Source organism: Brachybacterium sp. AOP24-D1-21 (assembly GCF_052378665.1).
Taxonomy (GTDB): domain Bacteria; phylum Actinomycetota; class Actinomycetes; order Actinomycetales; family Dermabacteraceae; genus Brachybacterium.
Genome location: NZ_JBQSXX010000001.1, coordinates 478,155 through 503,024 on the forward strand (window position 1 = coordinate 478,155; position 24,870 = coordinate 503,024).

Annotated in this window: 21 protein-coding genes, 5 tRNA genes and 1 pseudogene; 11 read left to right on the forward strand and 16 right to left on the reverse strand. The window is 70.3% G+C overall.

The genetic code is table 11. The features are described 5' to 3' along the window. Window positions 1-101: 101 nt before the first annotated feature. The gene (locus tag ACT3UF_RS02280; protein WP_441443108.1) at window positions 102-875 is read right to left on the reverse strand and encodes an SDR family NAD(P)-dependent oxidoreductase; all 774 of its coding nucleotides are present in this window, start codon (window positions 873-875) and stop codon (window positions 102-104) included. Window positions 876-1,020: 145 nt separating this feature from the next. Between ACT3UF_RS02280 and ACT3UF_RS02285 the strand changes: the two genes are divergently transcribed. Beyond that, window positions 1,021-1,746, forward strand: coding sequence for an SDR family oxidoreductase (locus ACT3UF_RS02285; RefSeq protein ID WP_441443109.1), 726 nt, complete (start codon window positions 1,021-1,023; stop codon window positions 1,744-1,746). Between the two features lie 105 nt (window positions 1,747-1,851). Here the strand turns inward: ACT3UF_RS02285 and ACT3UF_RS02290 are convergent. The 4 genes from ACT3UF_RS02290 to ACT3UF_RS02305 form a co-directional block, all read right to left on the reverse strand. Continuing rightward, window positions 1,852-1,924, reverse strand: a tRNA-Thr gene (locus ACT3UF_RS02290). A gap of 103 nt (window positions 1,925-2,027) precedes the next feature. Beyond that, complete coding sequence (locus tag ACT3UF_RS02295) at window positions 2,028-3,671, reverse strand: alpha/beta hydrolase (protein ID WP_441443110.1); 1,644 nt, start codon at window positions 3,669-3,671, stop codon at window positions 2,028-2,030. A gap of 150 nt (window positions 3,672-3,821) precedes the next feature. Further along, window positions 3,822-4,556, reverse strand: coding sequence for an ABC transporter permease (locus ACT3UF_RS02300; protein ID WP_441443111.1), 735 nt, complete (start codon window positions 4,554-4,556; stop codon window positions 3,822-3,824). A gap of 113 nt (window positions 4,557-4,669) precedes the next feature. Beyond that, window positions 4,670-5,677 (reverse strand): ABC transporter ATP-binding protein, encoded by a 1,008-nt coding sequence (locus ACT3UF_RS02305; RefSeq protein WP_441443112.1) that lies wholly within the window; start codon window positions 5,675-5,677, stop codon window positions 4,670-4,672. 198 nt (window positions 5,678-5,875) lie between these two features. On the opposite strand from ACT3UF_RS02305, the gene ACT3UF_RS02310 reads away from it, so the two are divergent. Further along, window positions 5,876-7,009, forward strand: coding sequence for a sensor histidine kinase (locus tag ACT3UF_RS02310; protein WP_441443113.1), 1,134 nt, complete (start codon window positions 5,876-5,878; stop codon window positions 7,007-7,009). Continuing rightward, entirely contained in the window at window positions 7,006-7,674 is a 669-nt protein-coding gene (locus ACT3UF_RS02315) for a response regulator (RefSeq protein ID WP_441443114.1), read from the forward strand. Before ACT3UF_RS02310 ends, ACT3UF_RS02315 begins: the two co-directional genes overlap by 4 nt. 25 nt (window positions 7,675-7,699) lie before the next feature. Here ACT3UF_RS02315 and ACT3UF_RS02320 read toward each other — a convergent pair whose 3' ends face one another. Next, window positions 7,700-8,065 (reverse strand): metallopeptidase family protein, encoded by a 366-nt coding sequence (locus ACT3UF_RS02320; RefSeq protein WP_441443115.1) that lies wholly within the window; start codon window positions 8,063-8,065, stop codon window positions 7,700-7,702. A gap of 169 nt (window positions 8,066-8,234) precedes the next feature. Here ACT3UF_RS02320 and ACT3UF_RS02325 point away from each other — a divergent pair. The 5 genes from ACT3UF_RS02325 (at window position 8,235) to ACT3UF_RS02345 (ending at window position 10,728) form a co-directional block, all read left to right on the forward strand. Beyond that, window positions 8,235-8,307 (forward strand) — tRNA-Glu (locus ACT3UF_RS02325). A gap of 144 nt (window positions 8,308-8,451) precedes the next feature. Beyond that, window positions 8,452-8,528: transfer RNA gene (locus ACT3UF_RS02330), tRNA-Asp, on the forward strand. A 146-nt stretch (window positions 8,529-8,674) separates the two neighbouring features. Next, window positions 8,675-9,697 (forward strand): NADP-dependent oxidoreductase, encoded by a 1,023-nt coding sequence (locus ACT3UF_RS02335; protein ID WP_444607982.1) that lies wholly within the window; start codon window positions 8,675-8,677, stop codon window positions 9,695-9,697. A gap of 112 nt (window positions 9,698-9,809) precedes the next feature. Further along, window positions 9,810-9,885, forward strand: a tRNA-Phe gene (locus ACT3UF_RS02340). 207 nt (window positions 9,886-10,092) lie between these two features. Beyond that, window positions 10,093-10,728 (forward strand): maleylpyruvate isomerase family mycothiol-dependent enzyme, encoded by a 636-nt coding sequence (locus ACT3UF_RS02345; RefSeq protein WP_441443117.1) that lies wholly within the window; start codon window positions 10,093-10,095, stop codon window positions 10,726-10,728. A gap of 53 nt (window positions 10,729-10,781) precedes the next feature. Here ACT3UF_RS02345 and ACT3UF_RS02350 read toward each other — a convergent pair whose 3' ends face one another. Then, window positions 10,782-11,576: a cytidylate kinase-like family protein gene (locus tag ACT3UF_RS02350; protein WP_444608403.1), complete on the reverse strand. Its 795-nt coding sequence runs from the start codon at window positions 11,574-11,576 to the stop codon at window positions 10,782-10,784. Next, window positions 11,568-12,620: pseudogene (locus ACT3UF_RS02355) on the reverse strand (MFS transporter); the annotation flags it as partial. The pseudogene ACT3UF_RS02355 and the gene ACT3UF_RS02350, both read right to left, overlap by 9 nt. Here ACT3UF_RS02355 and ACT3UF_RS02360 point away from each other — a divergent pair. Further along, window positions 12,565-14,238: a formate--tetrahydrofolate ligase gene (locus ACT3UF_RS02360; protein WP_441443118.1), complete on the forward strand. Its 1,674-nt coding sequence runs from the start codon at window positions 12,565-12,567 to the stop codon at window positions 14,236-14,238. The pseudogene ACT3UF_RS02355 and the gene ACT3UF_RS02360 sit on opposite strands and share 56 nt — an antisense overlap. Window positions 14,239-14,428: 190 nt before the next feature. Here the strand turns inward: ACT3UF_RS02360 and ACT3UF_RS02365 are convergent, their stop codons facing one another. The 6 genes from ACT3UF_RS02365 to ACT3UF_RS02390 are packed head-to-tail and all read right to left on the reverse strand — an operon-like array spanning window position 14,429 to window position 21,415. Next, window positions 14,429-15,016, reverse strand: a complete 588-nt coding sequence (locus ACT3UF_RS02365) for a cation:proton antiporter (RefSeq protein ID WP_441443119.1) — start codon at window positions 15,014-15,016, stop codon at window positions 14,429-14,431. Then, a complete protein-coding gene (locus ACT3UF_RS02370; RefSeq protein WP_441443120.1) occupies window positions 15,013-15,672 on the reverse strand; it encodes a monovalent cation/H+ antiporter complex subunit F in 660 nt (219 codons plus the stop codon). Before ACT3UF_RS02370 ends, ACT3UF_RS02365 begins: the two co-directional genes overlap by 4 nt. Beyond that, window positions 15,669-16,208 carry a Na+/H+ antiporter subunit E gene (locus ACT3UF_RS02375; protein ID WP_441443121.1) on the reverse strand — a complete coding sequence of 180 codons (540 nt, stop codon included), beginning with the start codon at window positions 16,206-16,208 and terminating at the stop codon, window positions 15,669-15,671. The genes ACT3UF_RS02370 and ACT3UF_RS02375 overlap by 4 nt, the downstream gene beginning before the upstream one ends. Continuing rightward, a complete protein-coding gene (locus tag ACT3UF_RS02380; RefSeq protein ID WP_441443122.1) occupies window positions 16,205-17,785 on the reverse strand; it encodes a Na+/H+ antiporter subunit D in 1,581 nt (526 codons plus the stop codon). The genes ACT3UF_RS02375 and ACT3UF_RS02380 overlap by 4 nt, the downstream gene beginning before the upstream one ends. Next, window positions 17,782-18,501 carry a Na(+)/H(+) antiporter subunit C gene (locus ACT3UF_RS02385; protein ID WP_441443123.1) on the reverse strand — a complete coding sequence of 240 codons (720 nt, stop codon included), beginning with the start codon at window positions 18,499-18,501 and terminating at the stop codon, window positions 17,782-17,784. The genes ACT3UF_RS02380 and ACT3UF_RS02385 overlap by 4 nt, the downstream gene beginning before the upstream one ends. After that, entirely contained in the window at window positions 18,491-21,415 is a 2,925-nt protein-coding gene (locus tag ACT3UF_RS02390; protein WP_441443202.1) for a Na+/H+ antiporter subunit A, read from the reverse strand. Before ACT3UF_RS02390 ends, ACT3UF_RS02385 begins: the two co-directional genes overlap by 11 nt. A 150-nt stretch (window positions 21,416-21,565) precedes the next feature. On the opposite strand from ACT3UF_RS02390, the gene ACT3UF_RS02395 reads away from it, so the two are divergent. Beyond that, window positions 21,566-22,918: an MFS transporter gene (locus ACT3UF_RS02395; RefSeq protein WP_441443124.1), complete on the forward strand. Its 1,353-nt coding sequence runs from the start codon at window positions 21,566-21,568 to the stop codon at window positions 22,916-22,918. Window positions 22,919-22,999: 81 nt separating this feature from the next. Here ACT3UF_RS02395 and ACT3UF_RS02400 read toward each other — a convergent pair whose 3' ends face one another. Continuing rightward, complete coding sequence (locus tag ACT3UF_RS02400) at window positions 23,000-23,830, reverse strand: hypothetical protein (RefSeq protein WP_441443125.1); 831 nt, start codon at window positions 23,828-23,830, stop codon at window positions 23,000-23,002. Continuing rightward, on the reverse strand, window positions 23,827-24,420 hold the full coding sequence (gene dcd, locus ACT3UF_RS02405; RefSeq protein ID WP_444502177.1) for a dCTP deaminase: 594 nt from the start codon (window positions 24,418-24,420) through the stop codon (window positions 23,827-23,829). The genes ACT3UF_RS02400 and dcd overlap by 4 nt, the downstream gene beginning before the upstream one ends. 291 nt (window positions 24,421-24,711) lie before the next feature. Here dcd and ACT3UF_RS02410 point away from each other — a divergent pair. After that, a tRNA-Gly gene (locus tag ACT3UF_RS02410) sits at window positions 24,712-24,782 on the forward strand. Window positions 24,783-24,870: the final 88 nt, after the last annotated feature.

Consider the following 24,870-nt stretch of genomic DNA (forward strand, 5'->3'; position numbering starts at 1 on the left):
CAGCATGCGCGTCGAACCAGACTCCCACACGCCGTGACGAACCTCACGTCGACTCCCCCTCTGGGGAGGTCACTATCCGGTGACGACGCCGCGGGTGACCCTCAGGGCATGCGCCAGGCCGCCCCCGGGTCCTGGGTGGCGAACTTGCCGCCGCTCACGTCGAGCAGTGCACCGGTGATGTAGCCGGAGAGGTCACCGGCCAGGAACAGGCAGAGGTTCGCGACGTCCTCTGGCAGCCCCCAGCGGCGAATGCTCAGCTGGTCCAGCTTCGTCGCCGCCGCGGACTCGTCGAGCGCGGAGAAGCCGTTCATCGCGGTGGGGATCATGCCGGGCGCGTAGGCGTTCACGGTGATCCCCCAGGGGCCCAGCTCGCTCGCGAGCACCCGCGTCATCTGCACCACGGCGGCCTTGGAGGCGCCGTACGCCGCCGCCTCGACGCTGGGGATGATCGCCGCGAACGATGCGGCGTTGATGATCCGCCCCGACTGCTGCCGTTTCATCATCGGGATGACCGCCTGGCAGGTGTTCAGCACGCCGCGCACGTTGACGGCGAAGACTCGGTCCCACAGCGCGGGGTCGAAGCTCTCCAGCGGCCCCTCGGCGTTGATGCCGGCGTTGTTGACCAGCACGTCGAGCCTGCCGTGCCGCTCCTCGATCCTCGCGATCGCCGCCCGTACCGCCTCAGGATCGGTGATGTCGCAGGTCAGGACCGTCTCGGCGAGGCCCTCCTCGCGCAGCTCGGCGAGCGCGTCGGGGTCGATATCGAGCCCCACGACAATCGCTCCCTCCCGGGCGAAGGTCTGTGCGATGGTGCGGCCAATCCCCCGCGCGGCGCCGGTGACGAGCACGACGCGCCCTGACATGTCGATCTGCATGCTTCTCCTCGGATCATGGGCTCCCGGGCGCGGGCGCGTGAGTGCGCTCTACGCTGGGCGGGACCCGATCTCGGGTCCACAGACACCGGGTCCCACTGTCGCCCCTGCTTCGGGCGTGGTCAAGGGACCGGAAGGAGAGACAGCGATGGATGCACGCACCGTCTGGGTGACCGGCGCGGGATCGGGGATGGGCCGCGCCTCTGCGCTCCTCGCGGCGCAGGACGGGAGACCGGTGGCGCTGTCCGGTCGGCGTGCCGAGCCGCTCGAGGAGGTCGCCGAGGAGATCCGCGCCGCGGGCGGGACCGCGCTCGTGGTGCCGCTGGACGTCGCCGATCGCGCAGCCGTGAAGGCGGCGGCCGTGCGGATCGGCGAGGAGCTCGGGAGCATCGAGGCGCTGGTGCTGTCGGCCGGGGCGAATGCGCCCCGCCGCTATTGGCGCGATCAGGACCTCGAGCAGTTCGCGGCGCTCACTGACATCAACCTGCTGGGACCGGTGGCGGTGATCGACGCGGCGCTCCCGGGGATGCGGGAGCGCGGCGCGGGCACGATCGTGCTGATCTCCTCGTATTCGGCCTGGCGCTTTTCGCCAGACGCCGGGGTGGCCTACAGCGCCTCGAAGACGGCGCTCGGTCCGCTGGCGGCGACCCTGAATGCGCAGGAGAACCAACACGGCATCCGTGCCTGCCACCTGTGCCCGGGAGACGTCGACAGCGCCTTCCTGGACCAGCGGCCGCAGGTGCCGGGAGCCGCCGACAGAGCCGTCATGCTCAGTCCTGAGGACGTGGGACGGGCCGTGTCGTTCGTGCTGACCAGTCCGCCGCATGTGGTGATCGACGAGCTCGTCATCAGCCCCGCGAAACCGGCCGTCTGAACCGGCTGTCTGAACGGCACCCGGAACTTCGGCCGGAACGGCATCCGGAACTGCGGAAGGGCCCCGCTCCTGTGCGTCACAGGAGCGGGGCCCTTCTGCATGCGGAGCCGCCTAGGAGAATCGAACTCCTGACCTATTCATTACGAGTGAATCGCTCTACCGACTGAGCTAAGGCGGCGTCGTCGCCGGGGCACGGCGGACCGGTTCACTGTACGTGACCTGCAGGGCCCTGTGCAAAGCAGGAAGGGGCGATCCGTGTCACCCCGTCGGCCGCCGCGGGCTCAGCAGGTCAGGCCGTCCTCCGGCACGGTGCCCTCGAGCAGGTAGGCGTCGACCTGTTCCTCGATGCAGCCGCCGGAGCGCCCATAGGCGGTATGGCCCTGCCCCTCGAAGGTCAGCAGCACACCGCTCTCGAGCTGCTCGGCGAGGCTCTGCGACCACTGGTACGGGGTGGCCGGGTCACCGGTGGTGCCGATGACCACGATCGGGCCGGCGCCCTCGGCGGCGATCGGGGCGGGCTCACGCAGCGCAGGGACCGGCCACTGGGCGCAGCCGCTCCCGCTGAACGTCGGGCCGAAGGTCGGGAACTCCTCCGCCAGGCGCTGCGCCTCCTGCGCGACCCATTCCTCGTCGGCGACCTCGGGGCGGTCCAGGCAGTTCACCGCGGCCTGCGCGAAGGTCGCGTTGGTGCGGTAGGTGCCATCCGCGGAGCGTTCGGAGGAGCTGTCGGCGATCGAGAGCAGCAGCGAGCCGTCCCCGCTCATCGCGGCGGAGAGCGCGTCGCGGCCGTAGTCCCATAGCCCGTCGTCGTACATCAGCAGCATCACGGCCGACCGGGCGAGGCTCCCGGTGAGCGGCCTTTCCGGGTCCCCGCTGTCCAGGGGGGAGGATTCCACGGCGGTGAAGAAGGAGAGCAGCTGCTGCCTGGCGTCCTCCTCGCTGCCCTTGAACGGGCAGCCCTCCCCCGCCTCCAGGCAGTCCGCGAGGAACGCCTCGGTGGCGCGTTCGAAGCCCTCCGACTGACCGGCCGCGAAGTCGTTGCTGGTCAGTGTGGGGTCAATTCCGCCGTCGAGCACGAAGTGGCCCACCCGCGCGGGGTACAGCTCGGCGTAGCTGGCGCCGAGATAGGTCCCGTAGGAGTAGCCCAGATAGTCCAGCTGCTCGGAGCCGAGCGCCGCACGCAGCACGTCCATGTCGCGAGCGGCGGAATAGGTGTCGAGATAGGGAAGGACATCCTCGGAGTGCGCTTCGCAGGCTTCGGCGACGCGGGTGCCCCATTCGATGGCGAGCTGCTGGGCCTCCGGAGAGCCGGGCTCCGCTCCGGCCGCGAGGTACTCGTCGGTCTCCTCGTCGCTGAGGCACTCGATGCCGGCGGAGCGGTTGACCCCGCGCGGGTCGAAGCCGACCAGGTCATAGGCGGTGCGCACCTCGGGTGAGATCAGGTAGGGCATGCTCTCGAGGTAGTTCACGCCGGAGCCTCCGGGCCCGCCGGGGTTCGTGACCAGGGCGCCGACCCGTTCACCCGAGGCCGCGATCCGTCCTACCGCGAGCTGGATGTCCCCGGCCTCCGGGTCGTTCCAGACCAGCGGCACGTCGATCGTGCCGCATTCGATGTCCGGCCCGTCCACGCCCTCGCAGGGTCCCCACTCGATGTCCTGCGCGTAGTAGTCCGCGTAGGCGGGATCCTCGGCGGGATCCGCAGGCAGGTCCACGGCGGCGGAGGTGCCGAGCTCCTCGAGCGCCGACCCGTCCGGTGCAGACCCGTCCGGCGCAGGCCCCGGCGCTGCTGAGGCGCCGCCGCCGTCGCTCGCCCCGTCACCGTCATCCGGCGCCCCGTCGGGCGCGGTGCAGCCGGCCAGCAGCAGGATGGTCACGGCTGCCGCGGCGGCGAGACGCGTGAGGCGGGGGTGGGCGGCGAGAGTCATGCAGGTTCCTTGTCCGTACGGGAGGCGGGCTGGACGGGCGGGGCGGCGGGATCCGCAGGGCCCGGGGGCGCGGCATGCGGTGGGCTTGGCGTGCGGGTGGCGCGGGGCCCGGCCATCCTAGGCCCCGCGCATGTCCTGCTCCCTGACCGTTCAGCCCACCTCGCGCCGGTTCCAGCGCCGGATCCCGAACACGGTCGGCACGATCACCAGCAGCAGCAGCGGCAGCAGCTCGAAGGCGGTCGCCTCCCCGCCGCCGAAGGTGATGGCGGCGGTCTGCAGGTCGACAGCGCGGATGATGTCGCTGATCACCTCGGAGCCGAACACCATCGCGAGGGTCCCGGCGGTGGTGATGACGAAGGGTGTTCCGATCGCGGTGACCAGGCCGATCACCGTGGACTGCAGCAGGATCGCCATCGCCAGGGAGAACAGCAGCGTCGCCGCCATCATCGCCAGCTGGGTGGTCAGGACTCCCTCCATGCTGGAGAAGATCGCGCCCTCGCCGAGCAGCTCACCGCCCACCCAGGTGGCGGCGGCCGCGAGACCGATGGACAGTGCCATCAGCGCGAGGAACACCACCGTGGCGGCGAGCACCTTCGAGGTCAGCACCGCGAGCCGGCCCGGCCGCTGCAGCAGCGTGTTCTGGATGGACTTGTCGGACCACTCCCCCGCCACCATCATCACCGTGATCACGGGGATGATCAGGCTCAGCGGGAGTGCGAGGACGGCGAAGGTGAACTCCACGTCGGAGGTGCCGCCCGGCATGACGGCTGGCTGGATGAGCCCGCCGAGGGCGGCGAAGCCGGCGATGATCAGCACGGACAGGGTCAGCAGGAACGCGGCTCCACGGGTGTCGAGGAAGCTGCGCAGGTCGATGGCGGGTCTCATGGGGTGACTCCTCAGGTGGGTCAGTGCGGGGCAGTGCAGTGCAGTTCAGGTCAATGCGGTGCGGGTCGGGTCGGGCGGTGCCGGCCAGCGCAGGGCGGGCCGCGCGGTGCTGATCAGCGCAGCGGTGCCGGGGCGGGCTCGGGGGCGGCAGCGGTCTCCGAGAACGCAGCGGCGTTCACGGGCTCCGCGCCACCGGACTGCTCGGCGCTGCCGGTGAGGGCGAAGAATAGGTCCTCGAGCCCGCCGCCGGAGGTCGCACCCAGGGAGGTGAGCACCAGCTGCTCGCGCAGCGCCAGGCGTCCCATGTCCTCAGGGGCGAGGCTCACCTCGAGCTCGGCGTCGAGGCGCTGCTCATAGGCGATCCCGTGCTTGTCCAGGGCCTTCAGGAGGGCGGCTGCGTCCAGTGCGGTGACGCGGGTGCCCGTGCCCGAGTCGGTGGTCAGCTCCTCGAGGGTGCCCTCGCGCACCAGGCGGCCCTGCGAGATGACCACCAGGCGGTCCACCGTCGCCTCGACCTCGCGCAGCTGGTGGCTGGAGAGCAGCACGGTGCCGCCGGCTGCGGCGAAGGAGCGCAGCAGGCGGCGCATCCAGCGGATCCCCTCGGGGTCCAAGCCGTTCGCGGGCTCGTCGAGGACGAGCACGGCGGGGTCACCGATCAGCGCCACCCCGATCCCGAGCCGCTGGCGCATGCCATAGGAGTAGCCGCCTACGCGCTTGCCCCCGGCGTCCTGGAGACCCACCTGCTCGAGCACCTCGTCGGCCCGGGAGGCGGGCATCCCGATCGTGCGGGCGGTCAGCCGCAGCGTCTCCAGGCCGGTGCGGCCACCGTGCAGGGCGCGGGCATCGAGCATCACCCCGATGGTGCGTGCGGGGTGGGAGAGCCGCCGGTAGGGCTCCCCGCCCACGAGCGCCTCGCCGGCGTCGGCCTGCGCCAGGCCGGTCAGGATGCGCAGCGTGGTGGACTTGCCGGCGCCGTTGGGGCCGAGGAAGCCGGTGACGGTGCCGGGACGGCACACGAAGCTGAGGTCGTCGACGGCCGCGCGCTCGCCGTAGCGCTTGGTCACGCCGCGCACCTCGAGGGTGGGGCCGGAGGATGTGGATGAAGGGGTCGTGATGCTCATGGGACGAGACTCCTCCTGCATCACGCGGCCGCGACAGCGTCGCGGGGCCAGGCCGGTGGCGACGAAGGTCGGGCCGCGGGTGGTCCACGGGGACGGCAGGGGCGACCTCCGTCGATCCCGTCCCCGACCTGGGGCGAGGACCGGGCGGACGCTGCTGGTCCGGGCGGGGGCCGGGAGCTGCGCGATTACAGTGGCCACGTGGATGAACCCGGAGCCCCGAGGCGGCAGCGCTGGCAGGAGGTGCTCGTCCTCGCCGTCGTCGTGGCCGAGGCGATAGCGCAGCTGGTCGTCGTGACCTCCCCCTTCGAGCCGTGGCGCGCCGCCCTGACGCTCGTGCTCGGGAGTGCTCTGCTGCTGCGCCATCGGCACTGGCGCTGGCTGCTGCCCGTGCTGCTGGTGCTCAACGCGGCGGTGATGGCGCTCTCGGTGCTGATCATCGTCGTCTACAGCTTCGCAACCCGCAGCCACCATCGGCTGCTGACCCTGCTGGTCGCAGCGCTGGCCGTGGCCGCCGGGGCGGTGCCCTCACTGCTCTGGGTCGGGGCCGGCCCGTACATGGGCATCACCGGACTGGTGGTGAGCACGCTGATCGTCGCCGCCTCAGCCGCGACCGGGATGTACACCTCGACCCGACGCGCCCTGCTCGCCCAGCTCCAGCAGCGGGCGGAGCAGGCGGAGTCCGGACGTGCTGCCGCCGAGGAGCAGGCCCGGCGCGCCGAGCGCACCCGCATCGCCCGCGAGATGCACGACATCGTCGCCCACAAGATCTCGCTGGTCGCCCTGCAGGCCGGCGCTCTCGAGGTGAACCCGAATCTCGAGCGCGCCCAGGTGCAGCAGTCCGCCGGCCTGATCCGGCAGACCGCGACGACCGCGCTCTCGGAGCTGCGCGAGGTGCTGGGAGTGCTGCGCGGCGATGGGGAGGAGGCGCCTCTGGCACCGCAGCCCACCTGGGAGGACGTGCGCCGCCTGGTGGCCACCTCGCAGGACGCCGGCATCTCCGTGGACCTCTTCGATTTCATCGACGATCCGGTGCCCGATCAGCTCGCGCGCACCGCCTACCGGGTGGTGCAGGAGGGGCTGACCAACATCCATAAGCACGCCCTGCACACCAAGGCGCGGGTGGCGCTGATCGGCGAGCCCGGCATCGAGCTGGTGATCGAGGTCAGTAATGTTCTCCCCAAGGGGTTCACGACGGATCTTCCCGGGGCCCGGATGGGCCTGTCGGGCATCGAGACCCGTGTCACCCACGCGGGTGGCACCATCACGTCGGGCCCCACCGACGACGGACGCTTCGAAGTGAGGGCGGTGATCCCGTGGCCGACGGCGACGTGACTCGTGTAGGACTGATCGACGACGACTCCCTGGTGCGTGCTGGGCTGGCGATGATCCTGGGAGCTGATCCGGCCATCGAGGTGGTGGGTCAGGGCAGCGATGGCGCGGAGGCGGTGACACTGGTGCAGAAGCACCGCCCGGACGTGCTGCTGATGGATGTGCGTATGCCGAAGCTCGACGGGATCGCCGCGACCCGCGCGGTCAGCGCCCTGCCGAACCCGCCCAAGATCATCATGTTGACGACGTTCGACATGGATGAGTACGTCTTCCAGGCGCTCGAGGCCGGAGCCAGCGGCTTCCTGCTCAAGGACACTCCGCCCCAGGACCTCGCCCGTGCAGTCCATGTGGTCGCCGGAGGCGAGGCCATGCTCTCCCCCACCGTCACCCGACGGATGCTCTCGCACTTCTCCGACGCCAATCCGGGCTCGCGCCAGGAGCAGCACCCCGGGCTCGATCAGCTCACCGAGCGCGAGACCGAGGTGCTCGGCGCGGTCGGCGCGGGACTGTCCAACGCCCAGATCGGGATGCGGCTGTTCATGAGCGAGGCGACGGTGAAGGCGCACGTCTCGAAGATCTTCGCGAAGCTCGACTGCACCAACCGCGTGCAGATCGCGATCATCGCCCATGAGGCCGGGCTCACGGACCTCGACGCCGACCAGGTCTGAGCGACCCGGCAGCAGTCCTCACGGGTCAGCCCCAGCCGAGCTCGTGGAGGCGGGCGTCGCTGATCCCGAACAGGTGGCCGAGCTCATGCAGCACGGTCACCGCGATCTCCCGGACCAGGTGTTCGCGGGAGATGGCATGGCGCTGGAGCGGGCCGCGGAAGATGAAGATCCGATCCGGCTGGGCGTAGCCGTCGAAGACCGAGCGCTTGTCCAGCGGGATCCCCTCGTACAGGCCCAGCAGCTCGCGACCGTCGGCCTGCTCCGGTGACGGCTCCTCCTCCACCAGGATCACAACATTCGCCTCGGCGATGGCGCGGGCGATCTCCTCGGGCAGCGAGTCCAGGGCGTCATCGACCGCTTCCTCGAACTCCTCGCGACTGATCCGGATCATGGAGCCATCGAACCATGCGCGGGCCGTACGTGGCGGGCTGCGCGCGGGACGTGACGCGACAGCCTGGAACTGCGCCGCATCGTGTCGGATACGACGCATCCATGCCGAACCCGGAGGCATAGATCGCCAGAGATGGGTATGCTCTGCGTCGGGCAGTTCTGCTGCCCGGGCCCCCATCGTCCAGTGGCCTAGGACACCGGCCTTTCACGCCGGCGACACGGGTTCGAATCCCGTTGGGGGTACTTCGCTCCAGGTGCGACGGAAACGTCCGGACCAGGCGAAACGGAAGTGCGAGACGGCTCACAGCCAGTTTGGTCGAGAGCCATCTGAACATCCGGTAGAGTTATTCGAGTCGAAGCGAGTACGCGAAGCGCACAGACACGCATGGCCCTGTAGCTCAGTTGGTTAGAGTGCCGCCCTGTCACGGCGGAGGTCGCCGGTTCAAGCCCGGTCAGGGTCGCCATCGAAAGCAGGCCCCGGAACATCGTTCCGGGGCCTGCTTCGTTCTCTGGATCCCCCAGCAGCCGACGCAGGTTCGAGTCCCCTAGCGGGGCATATGCCACCGCTCGCAGCTCACCCCCTCCGCTCGTTTCCCCTTACGCTCGAGGGATGAGCACCTCCCTGCGCAATCACCGCATCCGCCTCGCCTCACGCCCCCAGGGCGAGCCCGTCCCCGACGACTTCACGCGCGACGTGAGCGAGGTCCGGTCCCCCGAGGCGGGCCAGGTGCTGCTGCGCACCCGCTACCTGTCCTTGGACCCCTATGTCCGCGGCCGGATGAGCGCCGCGAAGTCCTATGCGTCGCCGATGGAGGTCGGGGACGTGATCGTCGGCGGCACCGTCTCCGAGGTGGTCGAGTCCGCGGCCGACGGCTTCGCGCCGGGCGACACCGTCCTCTCCTACGGCGGCTGGCAGGAGTACAGCGTCGAACCCGCCGCGCAGCTGCGCCGCCTGGACCCCGCCGCCGCCCCGGTCACGACCGCTCTCGGGGTGCTCGGCATGCCCGGCTTCACCGCCTACGCCGGTCTGCTCGCGATCGGAAAGCCCCAGCCCGGGGAGACCGTCGCGGTCGCGGCGGCCACCGGGCCGGTCGGCTCTGCCGTGGGCCAGATCGCGAAGATCCACGGTGCCCGCGCGATCGGCATCGCCGGCGGCGAGCAGAAGGTCGCACGCCTGCAGGAGCTCGGCTTCGACGCGGCGCTCGACCACCGGGCCCCGGACCTGGCCGGCAGGCTCGCCGCGGCCGCCCCCGACGGCATCGATGTGTACTGCGAGAACGTCGGCGGCACAGTGTGGGACGCGGTGCTGCCACAGCTCAACGAGTTCGCGCGAGTGCCGGTATGCGGGCTGGCCGCGAACTACAACGCGACCTCGCTGCCCGAGGGCCCCGACCGCAGCGGGCAGCTCATGGGCGCCATCCTCGCGAAGAGCCTCACCCTGCGCGGATTCATCCAGCGCGAGTTCGTCTCGGCGATGTTCGAGGACTTCCTGCGGGACATGACCGGGTGGCTCGCCTCCGGCCAGGTGCAGCACACCGAGGACATCACCGAAGGGCTCGACCGCGCCCCGGAGGCGTTCGCGGGCATGCTGCGGGGCCGGAACTTCGGCAAGGCGATCGTCCAGGTCTCCTGAGCAGAATCCTCGGCCCGACCGCGTCTCGTGGCGTGCCTTACACCACGCCGATCTGGTGAGGTGCCGGCCTCTCCCGCCTGGTACTCTGTTCCCTGGTCGCCTCGGCGGCCGCGGCTCTGTAGCTCAGTTGGTAGAGCGTTCGACTGAAAATCGAAAGGTCACCGGATCGACGCCGGTCGGAGCCACCACCACGAAGCCCCCTGGTACGCCAGGGGGCTTCGTCGTTCTCCAGGCTCGATCTCCTGCTGGGTCCGCCCTCGCGCTAGGTCCGACCCCGTGCTGAGTCCGGCCCCGTGCTGAGTCCGGCCCCGTGCTGAGTCCGGCCTCGTGCCGGACCCGGTCTGACACTGTGCCCGGTCTTGTGCCGGGTCCTCCACCGCCCTACCGTCGGCCTGGTGAACCCCCGCGACGTCCTCCCTCTCCTCCACGCCGAGCGCCTCGCTCTCGCCGATGCGCTGCGGGACGTGCCCGACGTGGACTGGGAGCGTCCTTCGCTCTGCGCCGGGTGGACGGTACGGGATGTGCTGACACATCTCACCGCCGCAGCGCGCACCCCGACCCTCCCCTGGCTCATGAACATGGCCGCCGCACGGTTCGACACAGACCGGCACAACCAGCGCCTGCTGCACCGGCATCGCGCTGCGGATCCGGCCCGCGGGCTGGCTGCCTTCCGTGACTCGGCGATGTCGTCGGCCGCACCGTTCGGGGAGCGGGCAGGCATGCTCGGAGAGGTCGTGGTGCACGGGCAGGACATCGCGCGACCGCTCGGCCTGCCGCTGGTCCCCGCGCGCGAGGCGGTACGGGTCGTGGCCGAGTTCTTCGCGAGCAAGGACTTCGCCGTCAACAGCCGCACGCTGGTGCGAGGACTGCGCCTCGAGGCGACCGACGATGACCTGGCCGTCGGCGACGGCCCCGAGGTGCGCGGCACAATGCTCGACCTCGTCATGGCGATGGCGGGACGTACCGCTGCGCTCGACGAACTGGAGGGAGCAGGCGCGGAGGTGCTCAGGGAGCGGCTCGCCCAACCCTGAACGCGGCGACCGGGCGACGTGCCCGGAGCTGGGCGGGACGGATCAGGACCGGCTCAGTCGTCCGTCGGCTCCTCCAGGTCCATATCGACCATCCCCCGCTCAGCCTCGACGGCTGCGACGATCTCCTCCACGGCTTCGTCGAGCGACATCTGGCTGGAGTCAATGATCAGGTGATAGCGACCCTCGTCGGTCGGCTCCCAGTGCATGAGCCGGCGCGACATCCGCGGCCGCATACGGTCCTCGCGCACCTGCCGCTGCTCGGCGACCTCGCGGGTGATCCCGTAGTCCGCGGCGGCCCGGTCCACGCGGTCCTGGACATCTCCGATCATCCGGATGTGGACCGCGCCGCGCATGTTGTCGAGGATCGCGGTCGCATCCCGTCCGAGCACCACGCCGCCGAAGCCTTTGACCAGGCCCATCACCTCGTCGATGTTCTTGGAGACCAGATTGGTGCCCACCTGCGCGTCTCCGGAGGCGGTGGCGACGTTGACGTCCATCCCCGGCCAGGAGAAGGAGTGCAGCCATCGCAGGGACCTGCCGGTGGTGTCGTCGGCCAGCACCTTCGGGTGGGAGGAGGACGCCCGTTCGAGATCCTCGGAGCTGAATGCGAGGCCCGCGTACGGCACCCCGAGCTTCTCGGCGACGCGCGGAGCCACGTAGGAGGCGCCGGCGCCGTAGTCCTCGTTGACGGTGACCACCGGGCGGCGGGCGATGAGCTGGTCGCCGCGCGAGGCGAGCACCACTCCCGCGCCGGGCGCGGTCTCCCCCAGGGCGCTGCGTGCTCGCCGCTGGTGGAGCTCCTTGACGATCCCGGTGTGCTCCTTCGCGGTGAGCGGGTACAGGAGCATCACCAGCACCGCGATCAGGCACAGCACGGCAGGTGCCCAGCCGGCGGCGAACTTGATGCCCTGCACCGCCTGGTCGGGCTGGTCCGGAGCGCCGGAGACGTAGCCGAAGGCGGCGATGATCGCGCCGCCCAGGAAGCCGCCGATGCCCTGGCCCGTCTTGCGGACGAAGGAGAGGATCGAGTAGCTGCCGCCCTCGGCGCGGGTGCCGGTCCTCCATTCGCCGTAGTCGACGGTGTCGGCCTGCATCGAGAACATCAGCGCATTGGTGCCGCCGAAGCCGATGCCGTAGATGAGGAAGGCCAGCAGCGTCATCGGCAGGTTCCCGGTCGGGGTGAGGCCCACGATGCTCAGGCCCAGCACGGCGAACATCGCCAGGCCCACGTAGCTGGTGCGCTTGCCGAAGCGTTCCGAGATCCGCGGGATCACCGAGGCGATCGCGATCGTGCCGACCGTCTGCAGCAGGAACAGGAGCGCGAATTATCCGGCGCCGCCGACCACGTCGCGGGCGTAGTACATCATCACCGCGTTCATGGTGAACGAGCCGCCGAGCAGGAACAGCGCTCCCACGCACAGCACGATCAGCGGCTTGTTCCGCCGCACCATCGACATGGTGGTGCGCAGGTTGACGGTGCCCGTGCCGGCCGTGACGACCTCCTTGGTGTTGCGGAAGCAGACCCAGTAGAAGACGAGCGCGAGGGCGGCCAGGACCAGGGTGGCGATCGTGAATTTCAGGCGGATGCCGTCGACGGCCGTGTTCTCGAACTGCGGGGAGAGCACCATCGACAGGATCACGCCGGTGACCGCGCCGCCGATGGAGCGCGCGCCCGCCAGGCGTGAGCGGTCGGTGCCGCCGATGCCGAGCCGGTGCCTGGTCCGCCCCAGCACCAGGTCTGCAGTTCCCGCGTCTTCCTTCTCCCACCGCCGTAGGCTGGTCCTCGGATCAGCCCGGCCCCGTGCCCGGGCGCTCGACACCCAATGGAGGACGACGATGTCAGCCGAGAACCCGGACCTTGCGATCGCCCAGGCGGCGACCCTGCAGCCCATCACCGAGATCGCCGAGAGGGCCGGGGTGCCCGCCGAGGCCCTGGTGCCCTACGGCTCCTACAAGGCCAAGGTCGATGTGCGGAAGATGACGCCGACGGGGACGACCGGGAGACTGATCCTGGTCTCGGCCATGTCCCCCACTCCGGCCGGTGAGGGCAAGTCCACCACCACGGTGGGTCTGGCCGATGCCTTCACGCTGCTGGGGCACCGGACCATGGTCGCGCTGCGCGAACCGGCGCTCGGCCCGATCATGGGGATCAAGGGCGGCGCCACCGGTGGCGGTCACGCCCAGGTGGTCCCGATGGAGGACATCAACCTCCACTTCACCGGGGACTTCCACGCGATCCAGATCGCCAACAACACCCTCGCCGCCCTGGTCGACAACCACATTCACCAGGGCAACGCCCTGAACATCGATCCCCGCCGGATCCAGTGGAAGCGCGTGGTGGACGTCAACGACCGGGCTCTGCGGAAGATCACGATCGGTCTGGGCGGCCCGACCCAGGGCGTTCCCCGCGAGGACGGCTTCGACATCGTGGTCGCCTCCGAGATCATGGCCGTGCTGTGCCTGTCCACCGACCTGAAGGACCTCGAGGCCCGCATCGATCGCATCGTGCTGGGCTTCACCTACGACCGGAAGCCCGTGAGCGTCGCCGACCTGGGCGTGGGCGGCGCGGTCACGATGCTGCTCAAGGACGCTCTGCTGCCGAACCTCGTCCAGACCCTCGGCGGGACCCCGGCGCTCGTGCACGGCGGCCCCTTCGCGAACATCGCCCACGGCTGCAACTCGCTGGCCGCGACCCAGCTGGCGCTGTCCCTGGCGGACATCACCGTCACCGAGGCCGGCTTCGGCTCGGACCTCGGTGCGGAGAAGTTCCTGGACATCAAGGCCCGCCTCGGCGGTCTCTCCCCCGACGCCGGGGTGGTGGTCGCGACCGTGCGCGCGCTGAAGATGCACGGCGGGGTCGCCAAGGACGGGCTGGCGACCGAGGACATCGACGCCGCCCTGGCCGGCACCGTGAACCTCGCCCGTCACGTGCAGAACATGCGCAAGTTCGGCATCGAGCCGGTCATCGCGCTGAACCGCTTCCCCACCGACACCGAGGCTGAGCTCGAGGCAGTGCTCGGATGGGCGAAGGAGCAGGGCTTCCGCGCCGCGCTCTCGGAGGTCTGGGCGAAGGGCGGCGACGGCGGCCTGGCGGTCGCCGAGCAGGTGCTCGCCGCGATCGAGGAGGACGCCCCGGACTTCCGCCACCTCTACGACCCGGCCGAGGGGATCGAGGCATCACTGCGGACCCTGGCTCGCGAGATCTACGGGGCCGACGACGTGGTCTTCGAGGACCGCGCACCGGCACAGCTGCGGATGCTGAAGCGCAACGGCTGGGACACCCTGCCCGTCTGCGTCGCGAAGACCCAGTACTCCTTCTCCGATGATCCCAAGGCGCTCGGCGCCCCCACCGGGCATGTGCTGCATGTGCGGGATCTGGTGCCGAAGATCGGGGCCGGCTTCGTGGTCGCGCTGACCGGCGCGATCATGACGATGCCGGGGCTGCCCAAGGAACCTGCCGCGCTGCGCATGGGTGTCACCGACGCCGGGGAGTCGGTCGGGCTGTTCTGAACTGAACTGAACTGAGTTGAGCCGGGGCGGGCCCGGCAGCCGGTGCGAGCCGGGCGGCCCGGCGGAGCGAAGGGCGCGGCGGGGCGGGCGGGCCGGCCCGGCGGAGCGAAAGGCGCGGCGGGCCGACGAGCCGGGGTGTCGGCCCGTCACCGGTGGTCGCGGCGGGCCGACGAGCCGGGGTGTCGGCCCGTCACCGGTGGTCGCGCTCGGCGACCTCCTCGGCCTCGAGCTCGGTCTCGTCGTCGAGGTCGATATCGATGATGTCCTCGTCCTCGACGTCGTCCGCGCGTTCCTCCGGGTCCACCCAGTTGGGATCCGTGAGCGGTTCGACGGTCTCGGTGAGCACGTTCTCGGGGAAGCGATCCACGTCGCCGTCGGCCATCCCCCGGTGATCGTCCCCCTCTTCGTCGATGAAGCCGTCCTCGTCATCGTCATCATCATCGGTATCTGCCAGCCGGGGGCTGAGCTCGTCGATCGCGTAGTCGCCGCCGCGCACGAAGCCGCGGCGGAAGGCGGCACGGCCCACCATGACGCTCGAGACCGGCACGGTCAGCATCTGGGCGAGCAGCACCACCAGCAGGAAGGCTGCCAGGGACCAGGAGCCCGAGAACAGCGCCGCCCCGCTGAACACCAGGATCAGCCCCAGCACCTGGGGCTTGGAGGCTGCATGGATGCGCATCAGCACGCCGTCGAAGCGGTTGAGCCCGATCGCGGAGACCACGCCCAGCAGCACGCCGCCGGCGATCAGCACAGCGGCGATGATCTCGATCGTCGTCATCGGGGCTCCTCCGTCGTTCCGGGATCACGGACGCCGCGGCGCTCGTCCTCGAAGCCGCGCCAGCCCGGCTGGGCACCGAACCCGTGCTCGTCCCCGTCCTCGAACGGCTCCGGCTGCTGCGGGGCGTCGCGCCCCTCCCCCGGCCGGCCTGTCTCCTCGAGAGCCTCCCCCGGCTGGAGCGGATCCTCCAGCGGGTCCTCGGCGGTCAGCGGGTCCTGGGACTCGGCGTCGACGAAGGTGTTGCCCGGCGTGCTGCCCGGTGTGCTGTCCGATGCGCCCCCCGGCGCCTGGTCCCAGGCCTCCGAGCTGGAGGGGTCGGGGTGGATCGCCTCATGGGGGCCGGTGTCCGTGCGCGGCTCGCGGGAGTGGCGGGTCCGGCGGCCCTGCATCGGGTCCTCGCGGGCCACGAAGCGGGCGAAGGTGACGGTGCCGATGAAGGCCAGGCCGGTGAGTCCCAGCAGTGCCGGCCCCGCCCAGGCCGCCTGGGCGTGCGCGGCGTAGAGGGCCATGCCCATCACCACCAGCGTGACCAGGGAGTCGCTGGAGATCGCACGATCCAGGATCGTCGGGCCCACCACCATCCGGTACACCACGCCCAGCGCAGCGGCCGCGAGGATGGCGGCATAGATGACCAGCAGGATCTCGAAGGTGCTCATCGCAGACCCGCCTCCTCGAGGACCTCGCGGCGGCCGACGGCCCACAGCAGCCGCTCCTCCTGGGCACGGACCTGTGCCCGCGCCTTCTCGACCTCCTCGGGAGTCCCGGTGTTGAAGGTGTGCAGGAACAGCATCCCGGTGGCGCGCTGCGCCTCGACCACGACAGAGCCGGGGATCAGGGTGCACAGCACGCCCGTGAAGGTCAGGAAGAAGTCCGAGCGCGACGCCATCCGCACAGCGATCACCGAGCTCGGCGGCTGCGGGCCCGGGCGCAGCGAGTAGTAGCCGACCTGGATGGCGGAGACCACCACATCGGCCAGGAAGCGGGCCGCGAAGAGGAGGAAGCGCACCGGGCGCAGGGTCAGCTCGTGGCCCGTCGGCGGCATCGGGAACAGCACGAAGACGAGGACGGCGACCGCGATGCCGCCCAGCACGTTCTTGAGGTCCACACCACCCCACAGCAGGCACCACAGCGCCACCGAGACCAGCGCCCAGATCCATGAATGCCGAAGGTCCCTGAAACGTCGGGAGATCATTCGTCCACCTCCTGCCCGTTGCCGTCGAGGCGGTGCCCGGCGTCATCGATCCGGTACTGCAGCTCGCCGGCGGCCTCGTCGCCGAGCACGGCGCCCACATACGGGGTGCGCTCGAGGATGGAGCTCGCCGCATTGTCGGCGTAGGTCATGATCGGGCCGGCGAGCACCGTGAGCACGAGCGAGAAGGCGATCATCGCGGCGGTCGCCCCGCCCATCACCTTGGGCAGCGGGACGTCACGGGCGATGATCTCGGCGCTGGGCTCCTGCCAGAAGGCGCGGTTCCAGATCTTGGCGATCGCATACAGCGTGAGCAGGCTGGTCAGGACGCTGATGACGATGAGGATCCAGCCCGCGGTGCGGTCGTACTGGATGCCCGCCTCGATCAGCCCCACCTTGCCGATGAAGCCGGAGAAGGGCGGGATGCCGGCGAGGTTCATGGCGGGGATGAAGAAGAGCACCGCGATCACGGGGGCCAGCTTCTGCAGCCCGCCGAGCTTGATCAGGTTGGTGGTCCCGCCGCGGTGCTCGATCAGGCCCGCCGCGAGGAACAGCGTGGACTGCACGGTGATGTGGTGGGCGACGTAGAAGATGGTTGCGCCCATGCCCAGCTGCGTGCTCATCCCGATGCCGAACAGCATGTAACCCATATGGGAGACCAGCGTGAAGGACAGCACTCGCTTGAGGTCCGTCTGCGCGACGGCGCCGAAGATGCCGATCAACAGGCTCAGCGCCGCCGCGGCCAGCAGCAGGTTCTGGATCTGCGAGGCCGGGAAGAGCAGGGTCTCCAGGCGCAGGATCGCGTAGATGCCGACCTTCGTCAGCAGGCCCGCGAATACGGCGGTGACCGGGGCGGGGGCGGTCGGGTAGGAGTCCGGCAGCCAGGCGCTGAGCGGGAAGATCGCGGCCTTGATCCCGAAGGCCACCAGCAGCATCAGCTCCAGGACCATCCGGATGCCGGGGTCCAGGCCATCCAGCCGGACCGCGAGCTCTGCCAGGTTCACGGTGCCGGTCGCGGAGTACACGGCGGCGATCGCGGCCAGGAAGATCACCGAGCTCAGCAGCGAGACGATCACATAGGTGGTGGCTGCGCGCACACGGCTGGCGGAGCCGCCGAGGGTGAGCAGCACGTAGCTCGCCGCGAGCAGCACCTCGAAGCCGACGTAGAGGTTGAACAGGTCGCCGGCGAGGAAGGCCATCGACACCCCGGCCACCAGGGCGAGGTAGGTGGGATGGTAGATCGCCACCGGGGTCCGCTCGGTGTTCTCGCTGACTGTCTGCGCGCTCGAGTACACCAGCACCGCGAGGGTGACGAAGCTGGAGACCAGCAGCATCAGCGCGGTAAGACGGTCCGCGACCAGCACGATCCCCAGCTGCGGGGTCCAGTTGCCGATCTGCAGGACCAGCACGCCCTCCTGCGAGACGTAGTAGCCCAGCACCATGGAGACGGTGAAGATCGCGGCCAGGGTGAGGATCGCGACCCAGAGCTGGATCCGGGTGTAGTGGCGCAGCAGCAGCGTGAACGCGGCACCGGCCAGCGGAAGCATCACCGGCAGCGCGAGGAGCAGTTCGATGCTCATCCCTCACCCCGCCCATCTGTGTGCTCTCGGTCGGTATCGGTGGCGGGGCCCGCGCCGGGCACGCTGCCCATGTCCTGGGACGCCTGGTCTGCAGCGGAGTGCCCTGCGCGCGGCGGGTCCTCGGGCCGCTTCCCTCCCTTGTCGGCACGGCGACGGCCGGGCCGTGGGGGCGGCGGCGCACCTCCCTCGTCGGCCTCGGTGGCGTCCTGCGGGACGTCCTCGGCACTGGTGAGGTCCGAGCCCAGCGGATCGTCGTCCTCTGCGGCGAGCAGTCCCTGGGACTGTGCCAGGGCACCGCGGCGGGACTCCTCCGAGAGCGCCTGGGACCAGGGCAGGTGGTCGGTCTCCTCGGGGCGGCGCCTCCGCCGACGCAGCACCCGTCGGTCCTCGACGTCGTCGGGGACCTCGTCGTGGCCGAAGAGCTGCCAGGCCCGGTAGGCCAGGGCCATGCCGAAGGCGGTGATGCCCAGCGAGATCACGATCGCGGTGAGCACCATCGCGAAGGGGAGCGGATCGGTCATCTCCGCAGGATCGCCGGTGCCCTCGAAGGGTGGCAGCCCGGGCTTCCCGGCGGCGATGATGAACAGCACGTTCACGCCGTTGCCCAGCAGCACGAAGCCCAGGATGATCCGCGAGAGGGTGCGCTCGAGCATGAGGTAGACGCCGCAGGTGATGAGCACCCCGGCGATCAGGAGCAGCGAGAGACTAACGGGCATCGATCTCCGCCTCCTGCTGCTGGTCGATCTGCGATCCGAGCGACCGCAGGAAGTCGAGCATCACGCCGACGACCACCAGGTAGACGCCGACGTCGAAGATCAGTGCGCTGGGGAAATGCAGCTCCCCCAGCAGCGGCACCTGCACCACCGGGGTCGCGCTGGCGAAGACGGTGCCTCCGAAGAGCACCGGGAGCACGCCCGCCAGGACCGCGATCGCCATCCCGGCGCCGAGCACGAGACCCGCCTGCACCGGCGCGGCCTCGCTCAGCTCGTAGCGGCCGCCCGCGATATAGCGCAGTGCCAGGGCGAGACCTGCCACCAGCCCGCCCGCGAAGCCGCCGCCGGGCAGGTTGTGCCCTGCCATCAGCAGGTACACCGAGAACATCATCATCATCGGGAAGGCGAGGCGTGTGATGACCTCGAGCATGACCATGCGCCTCTCGGGGGCCAGGGTCAGTCCCGCGGAGAGCCAGGTCCGCCAGCGGTTGCCCTCGGAGACGTCATCCGGGCGGGCGTCGAAGTCCAGGGCATTCTGGGGCAGCTCGGAATCCATCCGTCGCGGCCAGATGGAGGTCTTGGACTCCAGGTCGCGCACCCGGGAGATGGGGCGTTCGCGACGGGTGACGAAGATCAGCGAGGCCACCCCGGTCGCCACCACCAGCAGCACGGAGATCTCGCCCATCGTGTCCCAGACGCGGGCATCGACCAGGGTCACGTTGACCACGTTGTGGCCGCCGCCGATGGTGTACGCCGGCTCGATCAGGCCCGGGCCGAGCGCCTCGCGGTAGCGGGCATCGGCGGCATACAGGGTGCCGCCGCACAGCACCACCGCGGTCGCGATCGCGATCCCCCAGCGTCCCCAGGCACCGATCCGCAGGGGTCGGCGGGAGAAGTGGATCGGCAGGCGACGCAGCACCAGCACCAGCACCACGGTCATCGCGGTCTCGACCAGCACCTGGGTGGTGGCGACGTCCGGTGCGCCGGCGACCAGGAAGAGCAGGGCGACGCTGTAGCCCGTCACGGTGATCAGGAAGACGGCTCGCAGTCGCCGACGGGAACGGGCGGCGCCGAAGGCCGCCAGCGCCGCCACCGGCAGCAGGATCAGCTCGAGAGGATGCTGGAAGAGCACCAGGTTGTCCGGCAGCGGGGCCTGGGACACCGCGACCGGCCCCACCAGGGCGATCAGCACCACCAGCATCGTGCCCAGAGTGTAGGGCAGGGACCCTCGCTGGAACAGCGCGGTGGCCGCGATCGACAGCGCATCGGTGCCGCGCAGGATCCGGCGGAAGCCGCGCTCGGCATCGAAGGCCTCCAGCAGGCCGCCGTCGGCCCAGCGCTGCGGGGAGACCCGCTTCTGGAGCTTCGCGAAGGGCTTGGCGAGCAGGGCGAGTCCGATGCCGAGGCCGAGGGTGAGCACGGAGGCCAGCAGCGGGACTCCCAGATGCGGGATCACCACCAGGTGCACTCCCGGGCCGGTCTCCGGCAGCACCGAGGAGGAGGCGCGCAGCACCTCCTCGAGCGGGCCGGTGGCGACGGCGAGCGCCACGGAGAACACGGCCACCAGCGCGGGCGGCAGCCAGTAGAGCACCGGGATCTGCGGCTTCTGGACCCGGGGAGCTCCCGGGGCGGGCCCGAAAGCGCCCCAGACGAATCGCCAGGAGTAGGCGACGGTGAGGATCGATCCGGCGATCAGGGCGAGCAGCAGCAGGCGCTGCCAGCCGCCCGCGTACCAGAGCGCGGAGTAGATCGATTCCTTGGCCACGAATCCGTACAGCGGCGGCACCGCGGCCATCGAGGCGGCGGAGAGGGTGCCGATCACCGCGACGACCGGCGCGACCCTGCCCACTCCGGACAGCACGCGCAGGTCACGGGTGCCGAACTTCTTGTCGATGATGCCGACGACCATGAACAGGGGTGCCTTGAACACCGCGTGCGCGATCAGCATCGCGAGGCCTGCGAGCACGGCATCGTGCGTGGCCAGGCCGGTCACCGCGGCCAGGAATCCCAGCTGCGAGACGGTGCCGTAGGCGAGCAGCAGCTTGATGTCCGTCTGCCGCAGCGCCCGCCAGCCGCCGACCAGCATGGTCGCCGCACCCACGGCGGCCAGGATCATCGTGATCACTTCGAGGTGGGTCAGTGCCGGGGCCATGCGCAGGATCAGGTAGACCCCGGCCTTCACCATCGCCGCAGCATGGAGGTAGGCCGAGACCGGGGTGGGGGCGGCCATCGCGCCAGGGAGCCAGAAATGGGTGGGCAGCAGCGCCGACTTGCTGGTGGCGCCCGCCAGGATCAGCACCATCGCGGTGACGAGATACGGGCCGGCCTGCTCCCACATCGGATCACCGACGATCACCGAGAGCCGCATCGACCCGGCCTGCGAGGCGACCATCAGCAGGCCCACCAGCATCGCGAGCCCACCGGCGGTGGTCGAGATCAGGGCATTCAGTGCAGCACGCCGCGAGGCCTGCTTGTCCTGGTAGTGCCCGATCAGGAGGTAGGAGAAGACGGTGGTGAGCTCCCAGAAGGTGTAGATCACCATCACGTCATCCGCGAGCACCAGGCCCACCATCGCCCCTGCGAACGCGGTCAGCACCCCGGCGAAGCGCCCCAGCCCGGGTTCGGTGTCCTGGAAGTAGCGCGCGCAGTACAGCAGCACGATCGCGCCGATGCCGGTGGCGATCAGCGCCAGCACCCAGCTCAGCGGATCCAGCCGGAAGGCCAGGTCGATGCCGAAGGCGGGGATCCAGGGGATCGATTCCTCGCGCGGGAGCTCCGCGAGGGCCCGGGGGTCGATCGTGGCGAGCCAGAGGGCTGAGGCCCCCGGCACCACGGCCAGCGGATAGAAGGCGTTCCGACCGATCCATCGCACCAGGAGGGGTCCCACGAGCGCCGCCACCAGGTGGGCGAGCAGCATCAGGAACACGCGAGTCTCCAACCGGAGCAGGGGGAAGGGGCCGACGACATCTTACGGGAGGCCGCGCCCCCATTCCTGAATCAGGGGCATCCGACCACACATCTCACGGACTGCGGCACCGACACCCCGGCTGCTCCGTAGAGTGAGCACATGGCCACCATCTCGGACCCGGAGGCGCACGTGTCCGCTTCCCGCCCCGCGCGCCCGCCCGTCGTCCCCTTCGCGCTGTGGGACGGAGGGATGTCGGCCTTCAGCTCGGTGATCCTCACGTTCGTGTTCGCGACCTATGTCGCCAGCGCCGTGGCCGCCGAGGGTGCCGTGGGCGATGCGGCGATCACGGCCGCGCAGGCTCACGGCTCACAGGTGCTGACCACCTGGCAGTCCATCGGTGCGGTGGCGGTCGCGCTGCTCGCTCCCCTGCTGGGGAACCTCGCCGACCGGGGCGGTGCCCGCAACACCCTGCTGCGCGTCACCACCCTCGCCACCGTCGTGGTGATCGCCCTGATGCCCCTGGTCGCGCTGGACTCCGACTACCTGATGCTCGGCGCGGCCCTGATCGCGCTGGCCGTGGTGTTCAGCGAGCTCGCCGGGGTGTTCGTGAACTCCGTGCTGCCGGAGATCTCCACCCCCGCCAACCGGGGCCGCATCTCGGGCACGGCCTGGGCGGTGGGCTACTGGGGCTCGATCGTGTGCCTGGCCGTGGTGCTGGTGCTGTTCGTCATGCCCGGGACCGGGCTGCTCGGGATCACCGGCGAGAACGGCTGGAACTACCGGGCGATCCCGCTGTTCGTCGCGCTGTGGATCCTGGTGGGCACGATGCCGCTGATGCTGCGGGCCCCGAAGCACCCCGCCTCCGCCCCCGGCGAGAAGTGGAACCCCTGGCAGGGCTACGCGCACATCGTGCGCCGCGTGATCCGGGCCTTCCGCGAAGAGCCGATCATGCTGCAGTACCTGGTCGCCTCGGCCATCTATCGCGACGGCCTGGGAGCGGTGTTCTCGATCGCCGGAGTGCTGGCAGCGAACGCGTACGGCTTCTCCTTCACGGAGATCATCATCTTCGGCATCGCCGCGAACCTGGTGGCCGGCGTCGGGGTGTTCCTCGGAGGTCGCGTCGATGACCGCGTGGGGCCCCGTCCTGTGATCATCGCCGGGTCCCTCGGGGTCATCGTGCTGGGCCTGGTGGTGCTGTTCTTCAGCTCGAGCCTCGTGTTCTGGATCGCCGGCCTGGCGATCTGCCTGTTCGTCGGCCCCGTGCAGTCCGCGTCGAGGAACCTGCTCACCCGGCTCTCGCAGCCCGGTCGGGAGACGGAGAACTTCGGCCTCTACGCGACCACCGGCCGTGCGCTGGGCTTCCTGGGCACCGCCGCCTTCGCCGCGACGGTCGCGATCTCGGGCGAGACCCGCACCGGGATCTTGGGGATCGTGCTGGTGATGGCCGTGGGGCTGATCGCCTTCGTGCCGATCCGGCTCGGTGCCGCCGGGCGGGCTCCGGCGGCTGACTGAGGACTGGAGGCGTCAATGGCGCAGGCCGGCCCTCCCGCCGTAGGGCTGGAGGGTCAGCGGCGCAGGCCCGCCCTCCCGCCGTCAGCCGAGATCAGCAGGGTCGACCAGGAACCCCTCGAGGTCCACGACGTAGCCACCGACGCTCTCGATGAGCAGCCCGGCGATCAGTCCGATCCGCCGGTAGGCGTGCTCCCACCGCTCGGCGACCTCGGCCGAGGGGACCTCGACCGCATCCTCTTCCGGGTCTGCGGTGACATGCACCACCTGGTACTCCACGGCGTCGTCGAGCCATTCCAGCGCGGACAGCGCCGCAGGGCGAGAGCTGAGCCCCACCCGCACCGAGATCTCTTCCCCTCCCGGCAGCGAGATCGAAGCGCTGTACCCAGAGCGGGCGATATGTTCGGGAACCTCGTCGAGCGAGATCTCCGACTCGAGCGGGGCGAGCAGCTCGACCAGGGACTCCGGGGCCAGCGCGTGAGCGCTCACCACGCTCAGATCACGGATCTGGAAGGGATGCGGCTCGAGCCGCACACCGCCGTCGGTGACCACCGCGCCGTAGAGACGACGGCCCAGCGACCAGGCGAGGTCCAGCGCCCGCCGCTCGGCGCCGAAGGGCATCCCCTCGGGGAAGGCCCGGTCGTAGCCATGGGAGTCACCCATACCCTCGGGCAGCGGCACCTCCCGCTCCCGCGGGGTCTCCAGATCCCAGCGTCCCGCACCGCGCGGCGAGCGGTCCGGCACCAGGCGCACCTGCGCCTCGAGCTCGATCGCGCCGTCCTGGTCCTCGCCGGCGTCGGGGAGCACGTTACGGATCATGGTGAGGACGTCACCGGGGTCGGTGTCGCGGGGCAGCTGCAGACGATGCCGGGTGCGGCTCTGCTCAGTGCTCGACGGGGGGACCGAAGCGGTCACTGCTCCTCCTCGACAGGGATCAGGGTGCGATGGAAGTTCTGCGCGGAGCGCGACGGCGTCGGGCCGCGCTGGCCCAGGTAGCGGTTGAGATTCCCGGCGCTGCCATAGGGGCGCTCCGAGGCGCTCGAGAGCTGGAAGAAGCACAGCTGCCCGATCTTCATCCCGGGCCAGAGCGCCACCGGCAGGGTCGCCATGTTCGACAGCTCGAGAGTGATGTGGCCCTGGAAGCCGGGGTCGATGAAGCCCGCCGTGGAATGGGTGAGCAGGCCGAGCCGTCCCAGGGAGCTCTTCCCCTCGAGGCGCGCGGCGACGTCATCCGGCAGCGTGATCTGCTCATAGGTCGAGGCGAGCACGAACTCCCCCGGATGGAGCATGTACGCCTCCTCGGGGTCGACCGCCACCTCACGCGTGAGATCGGCCTGCTCGAGTGCAGGATCGATCATCGCGTGCTTGTGGTTGTCGAAGAGGCGGAAGAAGCGGTCTATCCGCACATCCACGGAGGCGGGTTGGATCATCTCGTCATCGAAGGGGTCCAGGCGTACCCGACCGGCCTCGATCTGGGCCCGAATTTCACGATCGCTGAGCAGCACGGCGCCCAGACTAGTCTCCCCGCGTCGAGGAAGGCACAGCATCCCAGCATCACCGCCCATGGCGGGGCTCCACCGGTGGGGCATCGCCGGTGGGGCATCGCTGGCGGGGCTCCACTGGCAGCGCATCACCGGCGGGGGCCTGCCGCCGGTGCGGAGGAAGCGCCCGCGCTCCGCCCGGACAGGACGCGCGGCGCCGGTTGGCGGAGCACTGCCGGGAGAGGGTATGCTGATTCGCGTTCGCTCGAGCAGCCGTGGTCCTCCGGGATGGCAGGCCAGGTCGGACGGCGTTTCGCGGGTGTAGTTCAATGGTAGAACTTCAGCTTCCCAAGCTGATAGCGCGGGTTCGATTCCCGTCACCCGCTCTCGATGATGTCGCAGGACATCCGAAGGGCCCGGCACCGTGAGACATGGTGCCGGGCCCTTCGTCATGCCGGGAGATCCCGGGGCCAG

Coding starts and splice junctions, on each gene's coding strand:
- ACT3UF_RS02280 (WP_441443108.1), bottom strand. CDS start 875: ATGCAGATCGACATGTCAGGGCGCGTCGTGCTCGTCACCGGCGCCGCG.
- ACT3UF_RS02285 (WP_441443109.1), top strand. CDS start 1,021: ATGGATGCACGCACCGTCTGGGTGACCGGCGCGGGATCGGGGATGGGC.
- ACT3UF_RS02295 (WP_441443110.1), bottom strand. CDS start 3,671: ATGACTCTCGCCGCCCACCCCCGCCTCACGCGTCTCGCCGCCGCGGCA.
- ACT3UF_RS02300 (WP_441443111.1), bottom strand. CDS start 4,556: ATGAGACCCGCCATCGACCTGCGCAGCTTCCTCGACACCCGTGGAGCC.
- ACT3UF_RS02305 (WP_441443112.1), bottom strand. CDS start 5,677: ATGAGCATCACGACCCCTTCATCCACATCCTCCGGCCCCACCCTCGAG.
- ACT3UF_RS02320 (WP_441443115.1), bottom strand. CDS start 8,065: ATGATCCGGATCAGTCGCGAGGAGTTCGAGGAAGCGGTCGATGACGCC.
- ACT3UF_RS02335 (WP_444607982.1), top strand. CDS start 8,675: ATGAGCACCTCCCTGCGCAATCACCGCATCCGCCTCGCCTCACGCCCC.
- ACT3UF_RS02350 (WP_444608403.1), bottom strand. CDS start 11,576: ATGCTCCTGTACCCGCTCACCGCGAAGGAGCACACCGGGATCGTCAAG.
- ACT3UF_RS02360 (WP_441443118.1), top strand. CDS start 12,565: ATGTCAGCCGAGAACCCGGACCTTGCGATCGCCCAGGCGGCGACCCTG.
- ACT3UF_RS02365 (WP_441443119.1), bottom strand. CDS start 15,016: ATGACGACGATCGAGATCATCGCCGCTGTGCTGATCGCCGGCGGCGTG.
- ACT3UF_RS02370 (WP_441443120.1), bottom strand. CDS start 15,672: ATGAGCACCTTCGAGATCCTGCTGGTCATCTATGCCGCCATCCTCGCG.
- ACT3UF_RS02375 (WP_441443121.1), bottom strand. CDS start 16,208: ATGATCTCCCGACGTTTCAGGGACCTTCGGCATTCATGGATCTGGGCG.
- ACT3UF_RS02380 (WP_441443122.1), bottom strand. CDS start 17,785: ATGAGCATCGAACTGCTCCTCGCGCTGCCGGTGATGCTTCCGCTGGCC.
- ACT3UF_RS02385 (WP_441443123.1), bottom strand. CDS start 18,501: ATGCCCGTTAGTCTCTCGCTGCTCCTGATCGCCGGGGTGCTCATCACC.
- ACT3UF_RS02390 (WP_441443202.1), bottom strand. CDS start 21,415: ATGCTGCTCGCCCACCTGGTGGCGGCGCTCGTGGGACCCCTCCTGGTG.
- ACT3UF_RS02395 (WP_441443124.1), top strand. CDS start 21,566: ATGGCCACCATCTCGGACCCGGAGGCGCACGTGTCCGCTTCCCGCCCC.